The organism is Paenibacillus sp. GXUN7292 (genome assembly GCF_050864975.1).
Lineage (GTDB): Bacteria > Bacillota > Bacilli > Paenibacillales > Paenibacillaceae > Pristimantibacillus.
This window is the reverse complement of record NZ_JBOZWO010000057.1, coordinates 1-19111: the sequence shown is the minus strand read 5'-3', so window position 1 is coordinate 19111 and position 19111 is coordinate 1. Positions and strand designations below refer to the sequence as shown.

The window sequence follows — 19111 nt, the reverse complement described above, 5'->3', positions numbered from 1 at the left end:
ATTAAAATTGTTACCTGACCGGGAGAGAAGTTGCTCTTTTTTGGAAAAAACAGAATATTTGAACAAAAAATCAGAATAAAAGAAAAAAAGCATTTTCCATATTTTTTATAATAGATTTTGAAATACATAATAGTGAGAAAGGAGCGTTAATTATGAACAGAAAAATGTTTAGAAAGGCGGTTGTTTGGCTAATCAGCTCAATCCTGGCGTTTGGTGCGGCAGGTCAGGCTTTCGCGTTTGAGGAGGGCGGCGGTGAGAAAGATAATGCTGCGGTACATAGTGGAAGCGCTTACTATGTGGATTGTTCATTTTCTGGTCAGGGTGATGGAAGCCAGCAAACGCCATTTTCAAGCTTAAGTGAAATTAATGCTGTGCAGCTGCAGCCAGGGGAGGCGATATTGTTTAAGCGCGGAACGACCTGCTTGGGACAATTTACCCCATCGGGCTCAGGAACAGAGAACGAGCCGATTATTATCAGCGCATACGGTACAGGGACAGCAAAGCCAATCATCAATGCAAATGGGCAAACGAATGCAGTTTTGCTTAAAAATATGGCATATGTCCAAATGAGCGAGCTTGAGCTTACGGCGCCGGGCGACAACCGTACGCCGCGTCGCGGCGTTTATGTGCTAGGCGAGAATGCCGGCGATTTGTACGGCGTTGTACTTCAGAATCTTACGGTGCATGATGTAAGAGGTCAGATGCCTTCGACTACAGGGGGTGGAGCTGCCTCAAGCTCAGGGAAGTTCGGCAACGCATCTGGCGGTATTATTATTGAATCCCAAGGAACGTCCGTTCCTACGGCGTTTCATGATATTCAGATTTTAGATAATGAAGTGTATTCGGTTGATCGTCAAGGAATCTATTTCTGGTCAAACTGGTGCAAAAGGCCGGAATTGAGCCGTTGGGGCACGGATTGCTCCGCACAATGGTACCCCAATACGAATGTCTATGTTAGCGGCAACCAGCTTTCCGACATCGGAGGTGACGGCATCGTCCCGAAGATGACGGTTGGCGGACTCGTAGAACATAATACGCTCGATGGCTTTAATGTACGTTCCAAATCCTATAATGCCGGCATGTGGACAGCGAACTCGGATGATATTACATTCCAGTTCAATCGAGTATCAGGCGGGATAAGCACGCTCGACGGCATGGCCTTTGATATTGATCATGCAACCAACAATATAATCTTCCAGTACAACCTCTCTCATAATAACGAAGGCGGATTTTTCCTCTTCTGCCCCGACAGCTCCGCGAACACTAAAAACTTTATCATCCGCTATAACGTTTCGGTCAATGATCGGGCACAGCTATTTATGCAAGGCTGCGGCGGTAAAATCGTAAACGGCAAAATTTACAACAATACGATGTATATCGGTGACGGTTTATCTCCAAAAGTGTATGCCCAAAATGGAGCAGCGATTCAAAATACTCAATTTTTTAATAATATCGTCTATAAAGAAGGACGCGGAAATGTAGGCTGGGATTTAAACTCAACGGCGCTTAGCATGGATCACAATTTGTTTTACAATATTTCTTCCATACCGGGCTGGGCAACGAACTCGATAACAGCCGATCCGCTGTTGATGAACCCCGGTCATTTGGATACAAGGGGGTATCGTCTTGGTGTAGGCTCTCTAGCAATCGGGACAGGTGTTCTTATTGGGGACAATGGCGGTCGCGATTATTATGGAAATGCAGTGTCAGCTATTGATGCGCCTAATATAGGTGCTTATGAGGGAGATGGCGTGCTCGCAACTCCAGAGGAAGGGTGCATGCCTAGCTTAAAGCTTGATTATGACCCTAATGATACAGGTAATGGAAAGGCTCGTGTAACAGCCACAGTAAGCAATCCGTGTGTCAGCAGCTATAACGGTCTCACTTTATTCGTATCTGTGCCATCAGAAATTGAGGCTGTTCCATCTGCGCAAGCGATTAGCACGCTGCTGCCGAATGAAACGAAGACAATTACATTGGATATAATTAATAAAACGAATAAACCGTTTGGCGTATATCCGCTGGAGGTTACTGTTTCTAATGCAGAAAATGAGGTGCTTATTCGTTCGCAAGTTTATATTCAATTGATTACAAGCAATTGGGATATCGTGTCGTTTGAGAATTTTGAAGACACTGCAGCAGGATCGGCGCCAAATGGCTGGATTGTAAGCGGCAACACACCGCCATCTGTAGTGATGGATGGCGACAACAAGGTGCTCAAGCTGTCCAAGTCCAGTACAGTCAACCGAAGCATATGGTCATTCTCCCAGCAATCTGATGCAGTTAAGCTATCCGCTAAGTTTAAAGCGGCGCAGAAGACGATGCCGTTAGGCATTCATTATCTTGACACAGCGGGCAATGAAGTATTGAAATTAAGCCTTAACGATCTGGGAACGGTCAGTTATACAAATAATGGCAGCTTTGTTAATACGCCAGTACCCTATGAAAGCAATCAATGGCAGCAGCTGGAGGCGATTGTAGACTTCGATTCATCCAGCTATATTGTGCTTTTAGATGGTATGCAAGTTGGCATAGGTCAACTTGGGCCAAGTAAAAACCCGATTAGTCAACTGCGGCTGCAAGTGCCTACCAATGGAACAAATGGCTCATACTTGGTAGACGAAGCAGCCATATCCGTTCCAGGAGTGCAGGAGGCAAGCCGGCTGCAGGCTGTGCTTGCCGGTCCTTCCGCGGTTAAGTCCGGGAGCAATTTTGTGCTTCAGTACGGCATTGAGCAGGTGCAGTCGTTGCTGACCGCGCAAGATCTGCTCGTACATTATGATTCCAATCTGTTGGAGTATGCGGGTGCGGACATTTTAATACCCGGCTTGCAAGTGGTGAGCGAGAAATCTGAACCATCGGGCGTGCTGCGTATAATTGCGGTAAGCGAGGGGCTGGCCAATGCGATTAGCAGCGACCAGCCCAATATGCTAGAGCTGTCCTTCCGGGCTAAGCCTGTCGAGACAGCGGAAACGGCTCAAATCCAAATTGCAAGTGCCGTTTTCGGAGATGCGCAGGGCGCGGAATATGAGGCAGAGACGGTTTCGTATGAAATTACAGTGGATACAGAGACAGATACAGGCATGATTGGTGATGTAAATGGCGATGATAAAATCAGCATTGGCGATCTTGCACTGATTGCCGCCAACTATGGCAAGAACAGCAACAGCCCAGATTGGCAGTCCATCAAAGCAGCCGATATTAATCGTGATGGGAAAATTGATTTGGCGGATATGGTTATTGTTGCGCAATCTTTGACGGAATAGGGTTTAGGAATAGCGAGAGCAGCGCCGCTTGTAAGTCTTGCAGCGGCGCTGCTTTTTTAATATGTAGGAAGGTATAAGTTTTCATCTTATACCTGTTCCTGTATTTCATCGGTAAACGCGCCTCCTTCGTTCAAGCGAAGGATGGCGGAGCCTGTTTATCCTTGTAGAATACTTGTCTTTAGTGGTTTTGATCAGAATAATAGAACAAAATATCAGAATAAAAGAAAAAAAAGCCCGTTAGGGTTTGATTATAATCTACTTAGAAACGAAGTGAAAAAAAGAGAGGATGAACGTAATGAAGGGGTTTAGAAAAAGCTTTATCTCCGCGGCGCTGGCTTCTATGGTTGCTCTGACAGCTGCTTGCGGCAGCGGCGGCGGAGGTTCTGTAGGAGAAAATAAACCGCAGGCTACCAAAGCAGCCAATGATAATGGGAATAAACAAATAGAAATTACTTTTGCCAATTGGATTTCGGTAGAGGATGCGACCAAGGCTGCCTATGAGAAAATGGTTGCTGATTTCGAAGCGGCAAATCCGGATATTAAAGTAAAATCCTTAGGCATCCCTTTTAACCAGTTTAAAGATCAAGTGCTTATCAGTTCCTCGGGAGGCAATCCTCCTGATGTAATGATGGCTAATCAGAATTTCTCCGCTGCATTCGTAGGTGCTGATATTGCAGCTCCTCTGGATGGCATGCTCGACGCAGATTTGCTAAACGATATAGTAGATGGCAGCAAGCAAGGCGTAACCTATGACGGCAAAATAATGGCTTATCCATGGGCGCCGCATCCGAACGCATTGTTCTGGAATAAGAGTCTGTTCAAATCGGCAGGCTTAGATCCGGAAACTCCGCCGGCGACATGGGATGAACTGATTACTATGGCCAAGAAGATTGCTGAGCTGAAGAAAAATGAAAGCGGCAATCCGGTGTATGGCTTGGGAATTAATACTGCGTCCCACTCCTATAGTGGAAATATGCTGTTTCGTGATGTTTTGACTTACGGCGGCCAGTTTATAGACGACCAGAATAAAGTTGTATTTGACCAAGGCGACGCTTTGAAAAATGCGCTTGCGAATATTCAAGAGCTGGTTCAAGCAGGCGTAGCGCCTAAGGGTGTTGAGATTAAGGATCTAAGAGGCATGTTTATTGCTGGTACGCTAGGCTTCCATATTGACAGCGATGTAGGCCGTCAAATTTTCCGTGATACGAGCGGCAAGGGCGAGGCTTTCGATGCGGAGTGGGGTGTAACGGTTGTTCCTCCTGGAGCGACAGGCAGAAGCGAGACAGTGTTCTCCGAGCATCAGCTGCTTATTGCCAAAGGAAGCAAGAAGCAAGAGGCAGCTGCCAAATTTATTGAATTCCTTGTATCAAAGGAAGCGATGACTACTTATCACAATATGAACGGCGTAATGTCTGCAAGAAAGTCGATTGCTGCACTGCCAGAGATGAATGATGATGATTATGCAACGATTTTCAATAAGCAAATGGAAACAGCAAGCCCGTTCCCTGCTAAAAACCCGGTATTTGACAATGCCATGAAAACCGCATCGGATATGATTATTCTCGTTACGGAAGGCGGACAAACACCAGAGAGCGCGATTGGGCAGGTTATGCCGAAAATTAAAGAATTGTACGCAGAATAATATGATTCAATTGAAATGAAGGGAGTCCGAATTCTGAAGGCTGGAGTTCGGGCTTCACTTTTTAAAAGGCAAAAGGAGCGGATTCAAATGCCACAGCTTTCTAAGATAAAAGCTAAAAATTTCGGATTTTTAGTATTCCTGATGCTCCCTGCCATTGTATTGCTGGCGATTACGATAGTCGGACCGCTAATTAATGCGATAGGGATTAGTTTTCAGGATTACTCACTGCTCAAGCGTGAGCATTCGTGGAATGATTTTGCGAATTATACCAGTATATTAACTTCTCCAGATTTTTACCATTCCTTCAGAATTACGCTTCTGTATGTTTTTATTGCCGTCAGTGCGGATCTGCTGCTAGGGCTGGTGATGGCGTTGTTGTTAAATCAGAATATTAAATTTAAATCCTTTTTTCGAAGCCTTGTTATGATTCCGTGGGCAATTCCAACGATTGTGACCGCACTTATTTTTATGTGGATCTATCAGCCGGATTTCGGAATTTTGAACTATATGCTTACTTCTCTTGGCGTTATAAGCAAAAACATCACTTGGCTCGGAAGCTTCGACTTTGCTTTATGGGCAATTATTGTGGTAGCGGTATTTAGGCAAACACCGCTTGTCGGCGTCATGCTTCTGGCCGGTATGCAAAATATATCAAGAAGCTTATACGAAGCAGCGAAAATTGACGGAGCTGGTCCTTTCCGCATTTTGACGAGTATTACTATACCGTTGCTTAAGCCAGTAATTACAAGTGTTACTTTAATGATGATCGTGCAAAATTTTCAAATGTTCACGCTGTTTTATACACTCACGGGCGGCGGTCCTGCCAATGCAACGAAATCGCTCGCTATTTTAACCTACGAAATTTCATTTGAGCGCTATGACCTGGGCAAAGGCTCTGCCATAGGGGTTATTTGGCTGATTATATTGTTCAGCTTTTCTATGATTTTTACAAAATTAATGAATAGGGATACGAGCAGGTAAGGAGGGAACTCATTGACATCGACTAATAAATTACTGCACAAGGGAATTGTCTATACCGGATTATCGCTTATGATCATACTGCTGATGTTTCCTGTTTACTGGATATTAAATACTTCCCTCCAAAGCAACGCCAATCTGATGCAAATGCCGCCGAAATGGCTTCCGATAAATATTGATCTTTCAAGCTACAAAGCCGTGCTGTCGAACAGTCAGTTTCTGACGTATTATTCCAACACGCTGGTTGTTGCAGTAGGAGCGACGCTTCTTTGTATTATCGTTGCCGTATTATCGGGATTTGCGCTGTCTCGCTATAAATTTAGGGGAAGCGGCGTCGTTATGCTAATCTTTTTGTCGACGCAAATGTTTCCTGCGGTTACGCTTGTCATCGGCATGTACGCTCAGTTCCGGGAAATGCAGCTGCTTAATACGCTGTTTGTCTTGGTGCTGGCAGCTTCAACGACCGCTCTTCCATTTAGCGTGATGCTGATGAAAACATTTTTCGATGGCATATCCAAGGAACTGGATGAGGCTGCACAAATAGATGGCGCTTCGAAATTCCGCACTCTATTTGGCATTATCGTTCCTTTGTCTCTGCCAGGGATTGTAGCCATTGCTATTTATACCTTCTTGATTGCGTGGGATGATTTCTTGTTCGGCTTGACGCTTGTAAGCGATCTGGATAAGCGTACGATCAGCCCAGGGTTGTCTTTATCCTATCTTGGGGAGTTTACCTATGATTGGGCAGGCGCCTCTGCAGCAGCCATTGTAGCGACGCTGCCGCTGTTGATTTTGTTTATGTTTCTGCAGCGCTTTATGGTGGAAGGATTAACTGCGGGCGGTGTAAAAGAATAGCGCGACTCGGCAGTCTCATGATGCATTCGTGGGGCTGCTTTATTTTCGTGGCCTAGCATTGCCGCTGAAGATCACTTCGTACACGTTCCTTTACACAGTTGTGTTGCAGTTTTAATTCGCATGACCACTGCTGCCACATCCTCACTTTGTCGTATCCTCACTTCCGCCGCCACATACAGCTGCATACCAACAGGTTGTAGACAAACTATATGAAATTTCATACAGAATCGTCCAGCGCATCCTCAAAATGGCTAATTGTGTATGAAATTTCATACACATTACGCTGGAATACCTCGAAAACCACGATTGTATATGAAAAACCATACAGAATCGGTTGGTGCCACCAACTTCGCTAGATGGTCGGTCGTTCCGTTATTACGTCCAGAATGGTAGTTTTGAGACGGCAATGTGACAGACGTTCCGTTATTGCTCCATAAATCGCAGAAATTGCCCCATTTGGAGCTGTATAACGGAATGTGTGACCATATCCATTTAGTGTGAGCAACATATTTGGTAAGCATAAGAAAAAGGGTAACGGAGAGTAAGATTGGGACTGGAGAAGCGGTATTGTCCGCCTTAGTAGGCAAATTTTAACCATTGCAGTTTTATAGGTGCCGATTAGGTACCAAATAGGTACCAAATAGGTGCCAAATAGGCGCTAAATAGGTGCAGAAAAATTAGCATACAATAGCGGTCGTAAGCCCAAATTTGATCGCGGAGCCACCTCTTCTATGGCTTGTTGCATCATCCACAATGAATGGATAGTCTTGCCAGCTTCGTTATAAAAATAGCACGTTCCGGCTTGCACAAACTTGGAGCTGTACACTGTTCTTTTTTGGCAGCTTCAGCGTCCATTGACATTCGGGGTCAACTGGCATATCATATTTATATACTTATAGGGGTATGGGTAACTGGCCATGTGGTATGAGTGGTCGTGTCGTATGGGTATTCAACCGTGTGGTATAAGTAGCCGTGTCGTATGGGTGATCGTTTCATATGGGTAGTCAGTCGTGGGGTACAAGTAACCGTGTGGTATAAGTAGCCGTGTCGTATGAGTAGTCATGTGTCGTCGGTCGTTCGTCGATACTAGCCAACAACCTCTGTAAATTTCGATAATTTGATCAAATGGTGCATAACACTATTCATATAAGGAGTGAATGTTGCGAATGGAGAAGCAAGAAAAAACAACGATTGTATTGTTCAGCGGTGAGCTGGACAAAGCGATTGCCGCTTTTATTATCGCAAACGGGGCAGCGGCATATGAGCAAGAGGTTACTATTTTCTTTACGTTCTGGGGACTGAACACACTGAGAAAGTCAGAGTCTGTCGCAGTTAAAAAAGGGTTGCTAGAAAAAGCCTTCGGCTGGATGATGCCAAAAGGCGCGAATAAGCTGGGATTGTCGAAAATGAATTTTGCCGGCGCGGGCCCGAAAATGATCAAGCATGTTATGAAGAAGCATAATGTGCTTACTTTGCCTCAGCTGATCGAGCTGGCAAAAGAGCAGGGAGTACGCCTTGTTGCATGCACGATGACGATGGATTTGCTCGGGCTGCAGAAGGAAGAACTGCTGGATGATATCGAGTATGGCGGAGTCGGCGCATATTTGGGCGACGCATCGCAAGGCAATGTTAATCTTTTTATTTAACGGTCACATTAATAGGGTGCAGGACTCCGTCAATTGCGAATGAAGCTTGGCCCGTTTCTTCAGAAACGACCAGAACAATAGCGTCCGATTGTTCCGTTAGCCCGATTGCCGCACGATGTCTCGTCCCTAATTTTCTGTCTGTTACGTTAATACTGGATAGTGGAAGAACATTGGCAGCAGACACAACGGTTTCGGAGCGGATTAAAACTGCCCCGTCATGCAGCGGATTGCCCGGGTAAAATATGGACTCCAGCAAGGCATGGGATATCGTGCCGCCAATAGGAATATTGGATTGGAGCATAGAGTCGAGCATATCTTTACGCTCCACAACGATTAGCGCGCCATGCTTGCGTTTGGACAGATTTGAAATGCATATGGTCAAATCCTCGTATTTGGTCGTATAAGGTGTTAAGTAGCATTTTAAATAATAGGATGCCGCGGTAGTAATAATATCTACCATAACGTTTTTCATACCTTCAAACTGCTGGACAAGGCATATGTTTTCATTGCTTAACAATTCTATATTGTGCTTCGCCAAAGAAGACAGCTCTAGCAGCTGTTTTTCTAAATGATCTTTTAACGAAGATGTATTGCAATTATTATTATCCATATGGCGTCTCCTTATTGGGAAATGAACTGATTATTAATTTGCCCATAATGGTTTCATAAATTCGTGCCTTTGTCTTTCGCTGCCAAATTGTTTAGCTTCTTGTAGTCTTCACGTTTGTTATATAATATGGACAAAGAATAAATGGCGATTGCAGAGGGGCGGGAGCATTAATGAGCTATGAGTATTCCAATGAACTTAAAGCAAGGCTGAAGCGTATTGAAGGCCAGGTTAGAGGCGTCTTGCGGCTGATGGAAGAAGGAAAATCGTGCAAGGATGTAGTCAGTCAGCTGTCTGCCGTACGCAATGCATCCGATAAGGCAATTGCGCAGATCGTAGCAGAAAATTTGCAGCAATGTATATTGGAGGAGCAAAGCGCTGGCGGAGATACCAATAAAGTAGTGCAGGAAGCGATTCAATTGCTTGTAAAAAGTCGTTAAGAAGCCGTTAAAAAGTTATTAAAAAGCGAATAAATGTTTATGAAATGCCTGTATTTTTGAAAATATAGGACGTATAAGTTTTACCTATAAATCAATTTTTTAATTAACTTTGCCTATTAAGAAATTGATTTCAACCTGTTCCTATATTTCATCGGTAAACGCGCCTCCTTCGTTAAAGCGAAGGACGGCGGAGCCGTTTATCCTTGCAGGCATTTTTTTTGTTTATTAAGGTGCAACGCATGTCTATGAGTGCTATAATGTATAGGATTGTGACCATACAAGAATGACTAACAAAAGATACTTATGTAGGAGGAATTACGCTCCATGGGCAAATTGGTTATTTGCGACCATCCGTTAATTCAGCACAAGTTGACGTTTATTCGCAACAAAGATACGAATACAAAAGATTTCCGTGAGCTGGTTGATGAGGTTGCAACTTTAATGGCATACGAATTAACGAGGGAGATACCGCTCGATACAATTAAGGTTCAGACACCTGTTGCTGAAACAGAATCCAAAATTGTATCAGGACGTATGCTTGGCTTAGTTCCAATTCTACGCGCCGGACTTGGAATGGTAGACGGTATTCTTAAGCTGATCCCTTCTGCAAAGGTAGGGCATATTGGCCTTGCGCGAGATCATGAGACATTAAAGCCAGTTGAATATTATATTAATTTACCTACAGATGCTTCTAATCGCTTGCTGATCGTGATCGATCCTATGCTAGCGACAGGAGGATCTGCTATTGCTGCGATCAATTCTCTCAAAAATCGCGACTGCGACCAAATCAAGCTGATGTGTCTGATTGCTGCACCGGAAGGTGTTGCTGCTGTACAAGCTGCCCATCCTGACGTGGATATTTATATTGCGGCTATGGATGAGAGGCTGGATGAAAAAGGTTATATTATTCCGGGGCTTGGCGATGCCGGAGACCGTATGTTTGGAACAAATTAGTGGAAAAATAGGCAATATATAGCTAGGAGTGAAGATGATGTCTAAACTTAAAGTAATGACGATCTTCGGTACGCGTCCCGAAGCAATCAAAATGGCGCCGCTAGTGCTCGAGCTGCAGCGCCGAGATGATGAAATTGAATCTATTGTTTGCGTAACGGCGCAGCACAGGCAAATTCTTGATCAAGTGCTGGACTTTTTTGAGATTACGCCTGACTATGATCTGGATGTCATGAAGCAAAGGCAGACATTAACGGAAACGACAGTACGTGTGCTCGAAGGCCTTGATCCCGTACTGGAAGAAGCTAAGCCTGACATTGTCCTGGTGCATGGCGATACACAGACAACGTTTCTGGCAAGCTATGCAGCCTTTTTGAAAAAAATCCAGGTTGGTCACGTAGAAGCAGGCTTAAGAACCTGGAATAAACTTTCCCCTTATCCAGAGGAAATGAATCGTCAGCTGGCAGGCGTATTGTCTGATGTTCATTTTGCCCCGACCAACTGGTCGGCGGGCAATCTGCTGAAGGAAAATAAATCCGAGCAGCAGATTTACATTACAGGCAATACGGCAGCAGATGTATTCCAGTATACGGTTGACGAATCCTTTATGCATCCTATATTGGATTGGGCCAAGGGCAAACGGATGATTCTGATGACCGCTCATCGCAGAGAATCGCTTGGTGAGCCGCATCGCAACATATTCCGCGCTGTAAAGCGCATTGCGGACGAGCACGAGGATGTTGTTTTCGTATATGCCGTTCATCCAAACCCTGCAGTAAGGGAGCCGGCTGAAGAAATTCTTGGCAGCCATCCGCGCATCAGGCTGATAGAGCCGCTTGATGTATTTGAATTCCATAACTTTTATCCGCATACCTACTTTATTATGACGGATTCCGGCGGCTTGCAAGAGGAAGCGCCATCTTTTGGCGTTCCGACATTAGTTATGCGCGATACGACAGAGCGTCCGGAAGGTATTGAAGCAGGAACGCTTGAGCTGATCGGAACCAATGAAGAAAATGTGTATAATCGCGCAACTGCACTTTTGACAGATGCTGCCTTGTACAGCCGTATGAGCCAGGCAGCCAATCCATATGGTGATGGCAAGGCTTCAGAGCGCATAGTAGAGGCATTGCTGCATCATTTTGGAAGACGAGCGGACCGTCCGGATCCGTTCACACAACGTTCATAGTTTCAAGTAACTGTGAATTATTCGCAGCTAACGCACAGCATACAGTGCTACTGTACGGTTTTACTGCGATTCGGAGCCTTGTCTATCAAGCATTTTGTACATTTTCCACAGCAAATGTTTGCAGTTATTTCAATTGACAAACCTTGCGCCGCTTCGATAAAATATATGAGGATTGGCAGGGGTACAAGCTATGAAAGATGGAAAAAAACAAGACAATCCATGGAAAGCTGCCGCTTTGGTAAGCGCACTCGGAATTGATATCGTTTTTTGTATCTTTTTAGGCTATTGGATAGGATCAATGGCTGGTAAACAGTGGTCGATAATTGGCTTGCTCATTGGCCTTGCCGTAGGACTTATCTCCGCCATTTTGATTGTGAAGAAGGTTGTGGAGGATTCCAATGGATAAAATGATGAAGTCGGCGCTGCGAATTATGGTTTATCTGATGTCGGCTTGTCTCATTTTGTGGGCGATTATACCCGAATGGAAACCAATTATGCTAGGACTAATGGTTGGCCTTGCAGCAAGCTCCTTCAATGCGATTATGATGAAACGCAGAGTAGGATTGATAACAGAAGCAGCCACGACAGAAGGCTCGAAGCGCAGAGGGCTCGGATTCGGCAATCGCATTGCGACTGTATTGCTGGTAGCAATGATTGCCTATCGTTATCCGGAAACTCTTAATATGCCTGCAGCCCTTAGTGGCAGCATGGTTATGCCGTTTGTTTTGTTAGCGGTAGCTATAGTACACACTATGAAAGAGAACAGCAACGGAAAGGGGTGAAATTGATTTATGCATGATTTTCCTAAAGTGGAATGGCTTGGATTAACTTTTGATATTGCGGCGATTATTCCCATTCTCGTTTCCGTTGTCATTACGCTAGTAGTAGCGAGGCTGTGTGTTCGCAATTTGTCAGTCGAAAACCCTTCCAAGATGCAGAACTTTTTGGAGTGGGCAGTAGACTTTATGCATTCAACGATTGCGAGCTCTATGCCTGTACACAAGGTTCGGCCATACCTGGCTCTTGGAATGACGTTGATTATGTTCATCTTCATCTCTAACCTGCTAGGATTGCCTCTGCTTATCAACACGACAGTTACAGAACCGATTGCATGGCTAGGCATTACTCAAGAATATTTGAGCAGTCATGATAATGCAGTGCATCTTGCTTGGTGGAAGTCGCCTACAGCAGACTTGTCGGTCACTACTGGACTTGCGCTTATTGTCTTCGTGCTTGTTCACTTCCTAGGTATGAGATTGAACAGAAGAGATTACTTGAAGCATTACTTTAAGCCGTACCCGATCTTCTTCCCGGTTAACTTGATTGAAACAATTGCAAAGCCGGTTACGCTTGCTCTGCGTTTGTTCGCTAACATTTATGCGGGTGAAGTATTGATTGCAACAATCCTAATGCTAGGTTGGACAGGGATTCCATTCCTTGTTGCATGGCAGGGCTTCAGTATCTTTATCGGTGCAATTCAGGCGTTCCTATTTACAGTACTAACAATGGTTTATATCTCGCAAGCTACGCTTAGCGACGAAGAGCATTAATACAGTGCTTGAACTTCAATTCAGCGCATGCCGCTGGAGGAAGATAACTTAAATAGATTTAACAAATAAAAATGATCTTTCGAGGAGGATTTTTCAAATGGAAGTATTGGCAGCAGCTATTGCAGTAGGTTTGGGCGCGATCGGCGCAGGTATTGGTAACGGTATGATCGTAAGTAAAACAGTTGAAGGTATCGCTCGTCAGCCAGAGCAAAAATCTGCTCTACAAACTACTATGTTTATCGGTGCTGGTATCGTTGAGGTTGTTCCAATCATCGGCGTTGTTATCGGCTTCTTGGCGTTCTTTAGATAATAGTGCGCTTACCGGCGGGGAAGGCCTAGCCCTCTTCGCCTTTCTTATGATTGAAAATTACAGGAGCCGTCGTGTTGTTTCCGGCCCTGTTTGCTAAAGTCAGATAAATAGGAATACGTCATGTATCTAGGCAATAAGTCGTATTCATTGCAAGTTTTGCCTGTCTCAAGGGCAGGAAACAGTTTCAATTTAGCCGTTATTAATGGATAGGAAAGGAGTGGCAGCTATGAATTTTGAACCAACATCAACAATTATAGCGATCATTGCATTCTTGTTTTTGTATTGGGCATTGAATAAATGGGCGTTTGGTCCTTTGTTCGGCGTAATGGAAAAACGCAGACAGCTGGTGCTCGAGCAGATGAATTCGGCGGATACTAGCCGTCAGCAAGCCGAGCAAGCAATGGCTGAGCAAAAAGAAGCGCTTCAACAGGCTCGTAAGGAAGCTTATGAAATTATTGAGCAAGCACGAGCAACAAGCTCGAAGCAAGCGGAAGATATTGTACAATCTGCGAAAGCAGAAGCTACTCGTCTGAAAGACGATGCTCTTAAAGATATTGAAAGCGAAAAGAACAATGCGATTGCTGCCCTTCGCAGTGAAGTTGGCGGGATTTCTGTTCAAATCGCTTCCAAAATTATTGAGAAGCAAGTGGATGAAAAGTCTCAAGAGCAAATTGTTAATCAGTACCTGAAAGAGGTAGGGAGCAAATGAGCCGGGATGCAGTCGTAGCGAAGCGCTACGCTAAAGCATTGTTCGAGCTCGCTTCAAATGGTGGCAATGTTTCTGAAATCGAGGCTGGTCTGAAGCTGGTAGTCGATACATTAAATCAAAATGAGGATGCTGTCAAAGTATTGTCTTCGCCAAACGTTGCTTTGGAGAAGAAGGCGGAGCTTGTAGAGAGCACTTTTGGCGCGCAGGTCCCTGCGCTTGTGCTTAATACGCTGCAGCTTATTATTGCACGCGGCCGCCAGTCGCTAATTGCGGTTACTTATGAGGCATTTGTTAAAATTGCAGGAGAAGCATTAGGTCAGGCTCATGCAGTTGTATATTCCGCCAAGCCGCTGACGGACGAAGAGCTGGCGGGTCTGTCCGCACAATTCGGACAAATTGAAGGCAAAACTATTATCGCAACGCAGGTTGCCGCTCCTGAGCTGCTAGGTGGCGTACAGGTACGTATCGGAGATCGGCTGTACGACGGAAGCTTGTCCGGCAAGCTAGAGCGTTTGCAAAAGTCTTTAAAAATCTAAGGCAAGGTAGATAGGGGTGAACGAATTGAGTATCAGACCTGATGAAATCAGCACGCTGATTAAGCAGCAGATCGAACAATATAAATCCGAAATTGAAGTAGTTGAGGTCGGCACTGTTATTAATGTCGGTGACGGAATCGCTCGTGTCCACGGGCTTGAAAATGCGATGCAGGGAGAATTGCTCGAATTCGCTAATGGTGTTGTGGGCATGGCACTCAATCTTGAGGAAAGCAACGTGGGCGTTGTTATTCTTGGTCCTTACACAGATATTCGTGAAGGCGATCAAGTTAAGCGCACAGGCCGTATCATGGAGGTTCCTGTTGGTGAGGAATTGCTAGGCCGCGTTGTTAACCCGCTTGGCCAACCGCTTGATGGAAAAGGACCAATTAACACGAAGCATACTCGTCCAATTGAATCTCCTGCTCCAGGCGTAATTGCACGTAAATCGGTTCATGAGCCAATGCAAACAGGTATTAAAGCCATTGACTCGATGGTACCAATCGGCCGCGGACAACGTGAGCTTATTATCGGTGACCGTCAAACAGGTAAAACTACAATTGCGATTGACGCAATTATCAACCAAAAAGGCACAGGCGTAAAATGTATCTATGTAGCTGTTGGACAAAAGCAATCCACTGTAGCTAACGTAGTTGAAACATTGCGCCGTCACGGTGCTCTTGACTACACAATCGTTGTAACTGCAGGTGCATCAGAGCCGGCTCCGTTGCTGTTCTTGGCGCCTTATGCAGGCTGCTCGATGGGAGAGTACTTCATGTACAAGGGCGAACACGTTCTTGTTATCTATGATGACCTTTCCAAACAAGCTGCAGCATACCGCGAGCTTTCGCTATTGCTGCGCCGTCCACCGGGCCGCGAGGCTTATCCAGGGGACGTATTCTACTTGCACTCCCGCTTGCTAGAGCGTGCAGCTAAGCTTAATGACGAGCTTGGCGGCGGATCGCTAACGGCATTGCCATTTATCGAGACACAAGCATCTGACGTTTCGGCATACATTCCTACCAACGTTATTTCCATCACTGACGGACAGATTTTCCTAGAGTCAGACTTGTTCTACTCCGGCCAACGTCCAGCGGTTAACGTAGGTATTTCTGTTTCCCGCGTTGGTGGTGCTGCACAAATTAAAGCGATGAAAAAAGTTGCCGGTACGCTTCGTCTTGACCTTGCGGCATATCGCGAACTTCAAGCGTTCTCCCAGTTTGGTTCTGATTTGGACAAGTCTACACTTGCTCGTCTGAACCGCGGTGAGCGTACAATGGAAATTCTTAAGCAGGGCGTTAACATGCCGATGCCAGTTGAGAAGCAAGTTATTTCAATCTTCGCAGCTGTTAAAGGCCATCTTGATGATATTCCAGTTCAAGACATCCTTCGCTTTGAGAAAGAATTCCATGATTTCTTGGATACTAGTCATCCAGAAATCGGTCAATCAATCCGCGATACTAAGGAATTGGTTGCAGACAACGAGAAAGCACTTGTTGATGCAATTAACAAGTTTAAGAAAAGCTTTGCTGTATCGGCTTAACAATAGATGGGATATAAGTTCACCTGCCCTGGCTGCATAGCCGGGTGCAGGTCCCTTACCAGGCCTGGATCGTGATCTAGGCAACAAAGGCGGGTGAAACCAAATGGCAAAAGGCATGCGTGATATTAAGCGCGAAATTAAGAGTAAACAAAATACGAAGCAAATCACGAAAGCGATGGAAATGGTTGCAGCATCCAAGCTGCGCAAATCGCAAGAGGCTGCACAAGCAGCTCGTCCGTACGCAGAAAAGCTGAAGGAAGTGGTAGCGAGCATTGCTGCTGGCACCAAGGACGTTAAGCATCCGATGCTGGAGAAGCGTCAGATTAAGCGTACAGGCTATCTTGTCATTACATCTGATCGTGGTTTGGCGGGAGGCTACAATGCCAACATTCTTCGTAAAGTAACTCAAACGATTCGTGAGAAGCATGCATCTGCTGATGAATATGTACTATTCGTTATCGGACGCAAAGGCCGTGAATATTTCCGTCGCCGCAATATGCCGATCGTTGAGGAGGTTACTGGCCTTCCTGATGCTCCGGTATTCGGCGATATTAAAAATATTGCACACGCAGCGGTTAAAAACTTCTCTGAAGGCGCTTATGACGAGCTTTATGTGTTCTACAATAAATTCGTTAACGCATTGACACAAATTCCGACTGATATGCGCTTGCTTCCACTTGATGAAATAAGCGAGGGAACTACGGTTTCCACCTACGAGTATGAGCCGTCACCGGAGGGCGTGCTTGAAGTGCTTCTGCCTAAATATGCTGAAACCTTAATTTACAGCGCTTTGCTGGATGGCAAAGCAAGTGAATTTGGGGCACGTATGACAGCGATGGGAAGCGCAACGAAAAATGCTACGAAGATGATTAACCAATTGACTCTGACGTACAACCGTGCACGTCAGGCTGCAATTACGCAAGAAATTTCTGAGATTGTTGCGGGAGCAAACGCGCAATCATAAGGCATATAAGAAGGAACCAGGAGGGAAAACAATGAAAAAAGGACGCGTTGTATCCGTCATGGGTCCGGTCGTCGACATCGAGTTCGAACGCGGCAACCTGCCGGAAATTTTGAACGCAGTCAAAATCGAGCAGAAAGCAAAAGCAGGCGGAGTTGACATTAAGCTTACGCTTGAAGTTGCTGTTCACCTCGGTGACAACTTGGTTCGTGCTGTTGCAATGAGCACGACTGATGGACTCGTTCGTGGCATGGAAGTTACAGACACCGGCGCACCTATTACAATTCCAGTCGGAGCTCCAACGCTTGGCCGTGTATTTAACGTACTTGGCGAGCCAATTGACGAAGCTGGCGACGTTACATCTGAGCAAAATCTTCCAATTCACCGCAGTGCTCCAGCATTTGAAGACTTGTCTACACAAGCTGAAATTTTGGAGACAGGCATTAAAGTTATCGACCTTCTTGCGCCATACGCAAAAGGCGGTAAAATCGGTCTGTTCGGTGGTGCAGGTGTAGGTAAAACAGTTACTATCCAGGAGCTTATCAATAACATTGCCCAAGAGCATGGCGGTATTTCCGTTTTCGCGGGCGTTGGTGAGCGTACTCGTGAAGGTAACGACTTGTACCATGAGATGAAGGACTCTGGCGTACTAAGCAAAACAGCTATGGTATTCGGACAAATGAATGAGCCTCCAGGCGCACGTCAGCGTGTTGCTTTGACAGGACTTACAATGGCTGAATATTTCCGTGATGAAGAGGGTAAAGACGTTCTACTATTTGTAGATAACATTTTCCGCTTCACACAAGCAGGTTCTGAAGTATCCGCCCTACTTGGCCGTATGCCATCTGCGGTTGGTTATCAGCCAACACTTGCAACTGAAATGGGTCAGCTGCAAGAGCGTATTACTTCCACTAAAAAAGGTTCGGTTACATCGATTCAAGCGATTTATGTTCCTGCCGATGACTATACGGATCCAGCTCCAGCAACAACGTTTGCTCACCTTGACGCAACGACTAACCTTGAGCGTAAGATTTCTGAGATGGGTATTTTCCCTGCGGTTGACCCGCTTGCATCCTCATCCCGTATTCTTAGCCCGGATGTAGTAGGCGAGGAGCATTACAACGTAGCTCAAGGCGTTAAGAAAATTCTTCAGCGCTACAAAGAGCTTCAAGATATTATCGCAATCCTTGGTATGGATGAGCTTAGCGAGGAAGACAAGCTAACGGTTAGCCGTGCGCGTAAAATCCAGCTATTCCTATCCCAGCCGTTCCACGTAGCTGAGCCGTTTACAGGTCTGAAAGGTAAATACGTACCTGTTCAAGAATCTGTACGCAGCTTTAAAGAAATTCTCGACGGCAAGCATGACGACCTTCCGGAAGAAGCATTCCGTTATGTAGGTGCGATTGAAGAGGCCGTGGAGAAAGCCAATACGCTTTAATAGCGAAGGGCAGGAGGAATCAACATGAACACCTTTTTGGTAGAAATTGTAACTCCTGAGCGTAAAGTATACGGAGAACAAGCGACTATGGTTAGTGTAACAGGCTCAGAAGGTGAACTAGGCATTATGTCTAATCACATTCCATTTGTAACACCCCTTCGTATTGCTCCAGTTACGATTAAACGTGATGGAAGTGTGGATACAGTAGCTGTTCATGGCGGCTTTATCGAGGTTCGCAAAGATAAAGTAGTTATTCTTGCTGAAAGTGCTGAACTTTCAGTGGATATCAATACTGAGCGTGCAGAAGCTGCAAAGCAGCGTGCAGAACAGAGACTTTCTGTAGCACGCCGTGACGAGATCGATTTCCGTCGCGCTGAGCTCGCGCTGCAACGTGCTATGAACCGTCTAAAAGTAAAGAAACACTAAGTTTATAATATAGTCTAGGAAAGAGAAACGACCAGTTCCCTTTAGGGGGACGGGTCGTTTTTTTTTA

The 19111-nt window shown here is 45.3% G+C and carries 19 protein-coding genes; 18 read left to right on the top strand and 1 reads right to left on the bottom strand.

Annotated features, from left to right (window positions below; all coding sequences use genetic code 11):
* The first annotated feature begins 152 nt into the window (after window positions 1–152).
* The 5 genes from ACRRU2_RS26740 to ACRRU2_RS26720 all read left to right on the top strand — a co-directional run bounded on the left by ACRRU2_RS26740 (window position 153) and on the right by ACRRU2_RS26720 (window position 8387).
* On the top strand, window positions 153–3266 hold the full coding sequence (locus ACRRU2_RS26740; protein WP_432506342.1) for a cohesin domain-containing protein: 3114 nt from the start codon (window positions 153–155) through the stop codon (window positions 3264–3266).
* Window positions 3267–3561: 295 nt separating this feature from the next.
* The gene (locus tag ACRRU2_RS26735; protein ID WP_432506340.1) at window positions 3562–4908 is read left to right on the top strand and encodes an extracellular solute-binding protein; all 1347 of its coding nucleotides are present in this window, start codon (window positions 3562–3564) and stop codon (window positions 4906–4908) included.
* Window positions 4909–4995: 87 nt separating this feature from the next.
* The gene (locus ACRRU2_RS26730; protein ID WP_331697786.1) at window positions 4996–5889 is read left to right on the top strand and encodes a carbohydrate ABC transporter permease; all 894 of its coding nucleotides are present in this window, start codon (window positions 4996–4998) and stop codon (window positions 5887–5889) included.
* A 12-nt stretch (window positions 5890–5901) separates the two neighbouring features.
* Window positions 5902–6741: a carbohydrate ABC transporter permease gene (locus tag ACRRU2_RS26725; RefSeq protein ID WP_331697784.1), complete on the top strand. Its 840-nt coding sequence runs from the start codon at window positions 5902–5904 to the stop codon at window positions 6739–6741.
* Between the two features lie 1166 nt (window positions 6742–7907).
* Window positions 7908–8387 carry a DsrE/DsrF/DrsH-like family protein gene (locus ACRRU2_RS26720; protein WP_331697783.1) on the top strand — a complete coding sequence of 160 codons (480 nt, stop codon included), beginning with the start codon at window positions 7908–7910 and terminating at the stop codon, window positions 8385–8387.
* Here ACRRU2_RS26720 and cdaS read toward each other — a convergent pair.
* Window positions 8380–8997, bottom strand: coding sequence for a sporulation-specific diadenylate cyclase CdaS (cdaS, locus tag ACRRU2_RS26715; RefSeq protein WP_331697782.1), 618 nt, complete (start codon window positions 8995–8997; stop codon window positions 8380–8382). The genes ACRRU2_RS26720 and cdaS overlap by 8 nt on opposite strands.
* Before the next feature lie 170 nt (window positions 8998–9167).
* On the opposite strand from cdaS, the gene ACRRU2_RS26710 reads away from it, so the two are divergent.
* The 13 genes from ACRRU2_RS26710 to ACRRU2_RS26650 all read left to right on the top strand — a co-directional run bounded on the left by ACRRU2_RS26710 (window position 9168) and on the right by ACRRU2_RS26650 (window position 19044).
* Window positions 9168–9434 (top strand): metal-sensitive transcriptional regulator, encoded by a 267-nt coding sequence (locus tag ACRRU2_RS26710; protein ID WP_331697781.1) that lies wholly within the window; start codon window positions 9168–9170, stop codon window positions 9432–9434.
* A gap of 324 nt (window positions 9435–9758) precedes the next feature.
* Window positions 9759–10388 (top strand): uracil phosphoribosyltransferase, encoded by a 630-nt coding sequence (gene upp, locus ACRRU2_RS26705; protein ID WP_331697780.1) that lies wholly within the window; start codon window positions 9759–9761, stop codon window positions 10386–10388.
* A gap of 37 nt (window positions 10389–10425) precedes the next feature.
* Window positions 10426–11574 (top strand): non-hydrolyzing UDP-N-acetylglucosamine 2-epimerase, encoded by a 1149-nt coding sequence (gene wecB, locus ACRRU2_RS26700; RefSeq protein ID WP_432506357.1) that lies wholly within the window; start codon window positions 10426–10428, stop codon window positions 11572–11574.
* 190 nt (window positions 11575–11764) lie between these two features.
* The gene (locus tag ACRRU2_RS26695) at window positions 11765–11980 is read left to right on the top strand and encodes a hypothetical protein (RefSeq protein ID WP_432506336.1); all 216 of its coding nucleotides are present in this window, start codon (window positions 11765–11767) and stop codon (window positions 11978–11980) included.
* Entirely contained in the window at window positions 11973–12356 is a 384-nt protein-coding gene (locus tag ACRRU2_RS26690; RefSeq protein ID WP_331697778.1) for an ATP synthase subunit I, read from the top strand. The genes ACRRU2_RS26695 and ACRRU2_RS26690 overlap by 8 nt, the downstream gene beginning before the upstream one ends.
* A gap of 9 nt (window positions 12357–12365) precedes the next feature.
* A complete protein-coding gene (atpB, locus tag ACRRU2_RS26685) occupies window positions 12366–13124 on the top strand; it encodes a F0F1 ATP synthase subunit A (protein WP_331697777.1) in 759 nt (252 codons plus the stop codon).
* Between the two features lie 97 nt (window positions 13125–13221).
* Window positions 13222–13434: a F0F1 ATP synthase subunit C gene (atpE, locus tag ACRRU2_RS26680; RefSeq protein WP_068686092.1), complete on the top strand. Its 213-nt coding sequence runs from the start codon at window positions 13222–13224 to the stop codon at window positions 13432–13434.
* A gap of 226 nt (window positions 13435–13660) precedes the next feature.
* The gene (gene atpF / locus ACRRU2_RS26675; protein WP_331697776.1) at window positions 13661–14143 is read left to right on the top strand and encodes a F0F1 ATP synthase subunit B; all 483 of its coding nucleotides are present in this window, start codon (window positions 13661–13663) and stop codon (window positions 14141–14143) included.
* Window positions 14140–14679, top strand: a complete 540-nt coding sequence (locus ACRRU2_RS26670; protein WP_432506333.1) for a F0F1 ATP synthase subunit delta — start codon at window positions 14140–14142, stop codon at window positions 14677–14679. Before atpF ends, ACRRU2_RS26670 begins: the two co-directional genes overlap by 4 nt.
* A 25-nt stretch (window positions 14680–14704) precedes the next feature.
* A complete protein-coding gene (gene atpA / locus ACRRU2_RS26665) occupies window positions 14705–16219 on the top strand; it encodes a F0F1 ATP synthase subunit alpha (RefSeq protein ID WP_331697774.1) in 1515 nt (504 codons plus the stop codon).
* Between the two features lie 103 nt (window positions 16220–16322).
* Window positions 16323–17183, top strand: a complete 861-nt coding sequence (atpG, locus tag ACRRU2_RS26660; protein WP_331697773.1) for an ATP synthase F1 subunit gamma — start codon at window positions 16323–16325, stop codon at window positions 17181–17183.
* A gap of 31 nt (window positions 17184–17214) precedes the next feature.
* Window positions 17215–18618 (top strand): F0F1 ATP synthase subunit beta, encoded by a 1404-nt coding sequence (gene atpD, locus ACRRU2_RS26655; protein ID WP_331697772.1) that lies wholly within the window; start codon window positions 17215–17217, stop codon window positions 18616–18618.
* 24 nt (window positions 18619–18642) lie between these two features.
* A complete protein-coding gene (locus ACRRU2_RS26650) occupies window positions 18643–19044 on the top strand; it encodes a F0F1 ATP synthase subunit epsilon (protein ID WP_331697771.1) in 402 nt (133 codons plus the stop codon).
* Window positions 19045–19111: the final 67 nt, after the last annotated feature.

What these genes read in the sequence shown, in the direction of transcription:
- ACRRU2_RS26740 (WP_432506342.1), top strand. Translation starts at nt 153, where the DNA reads ATGAACAGAAAAATGTTTAGAAAGGCGGTTGTTTGGCTAATCAGCTCA.
- ACRRU2_RS26735 (WP_432506340.1), top strand. Translation starts at nt 3,562, where the DNA reads ATGAAGGGGTTTAGAAAAAGCTTTATCTCCGCGGCGCTGGCTTCTATG.
- ACRRU2_RS26730 (WP_331697786.1), top strand. Translation starts at nt 4,996, where the DNA reads ATGCCACAGCTTTCTAAGATAAAAGCTAAAAATTTCGGATTTTTAGTA.
- ACRRU2_RS26720 (WP_331697783.1), top strand. Translation starts at nt 7,908, where the DNA reads ATGGAGAAGCAAGAAAAAACAACGATTGTATTGTTCAGCGGTGAGCTG.
- cdaS (WP_331697782.1), bottom strand. Translation starts at nt 8,997, where the DNA reads ATGGATAATAATAATTGCAATACATCTTCGTTAAAAGATCATTTAGAA.
- ACRRU2_RS26710 (WP_331697781.1), top strand. Translation starts at nt 9,168, where the DNA reads ATGAGCTATGAGTATTCCAATGAACTTAAAGCAAGGCTGAAGCGTATT.
- upp (WP_331697780.1), top strand. Translation starts at nt 9,759, where the DNA reads ATGGGCAAATTGGTTATTTGCGACCATCCGTTAATTCAGCACAAGTTG.
- wecB (WP_432506357.1), top strand. Translation starts at nt 10,426, where the DNA reads ATGTCTAAACTTAAAGTAATGACGATCTTCGGTACGCGTCCCGAAGCA.
- ACRRU2_RS26695 (WP_432506336.1), top strand. Translation starts at nt 11,765, where the DNA reads ATGAAAGATGGAAAAAAACAAGACAATCCATGGAAAGCTGCCGCTTTG.
- ACRRU2_RS26690 (WP_331697778.1), top strand. Translation starts at nt 11,973, where the DNA reads ATGGATAAAATGATGAAGTCGGCGCTGCGAATTATGGTTTATCTGATG.
- atpB (WP_331697777.1), top strand. Translation starts at nt 12,366, where the DNA reads ATGCATGATTTTCCTAAAGTGGAATGGCTTGGATTAACTTTTGATATT.
- atpE (WP_068686092.1), top strand. Translation starts at nt 13,222, where the DNA reads ATGGAAGTATTGGCAGCAGCTATTGCAGTAGGTTTGGGCGCGATCGGC.
- atpF (WP_331697776.1), top strand. Translation starts at nt 13,661, where the DNA reads ATGAATTTTGAACCAACATCAACAATTATAGCGATCATTGCATTCTTG.
- ACRRU2_RS26670 (WP_432506333.1), top strand. Translation starts at nt 14,140, where the DNA reads ATGAGCCGGGATGCAGTCGTAGCGAAGCGCTACGCTAAAGCATTGTTC.
- atpG (WP_331697773.1), top strand. Translation starts at nt 16,323, where the DNA reads ATGGCAAAAGGCATGCGTGATATTAAGCGCGAAATTAAGAGTAAACAA.
- atpD (WP_331697772.1), top strand. Translation starts at nt 17,215, where the DNA reads ATGAAAAAAGGACGCGTTGTATCCGTCATGGGTCCGGTCGTCGACATC.
- ACRRU2_RS26650 (WP_331697771.1), top strand. Translation starts at nt 18,643, where the DNA reads ATGAACACCTTTTTGGTAGAAATTGTAACTCCTGAGCGTAAAGTATAC.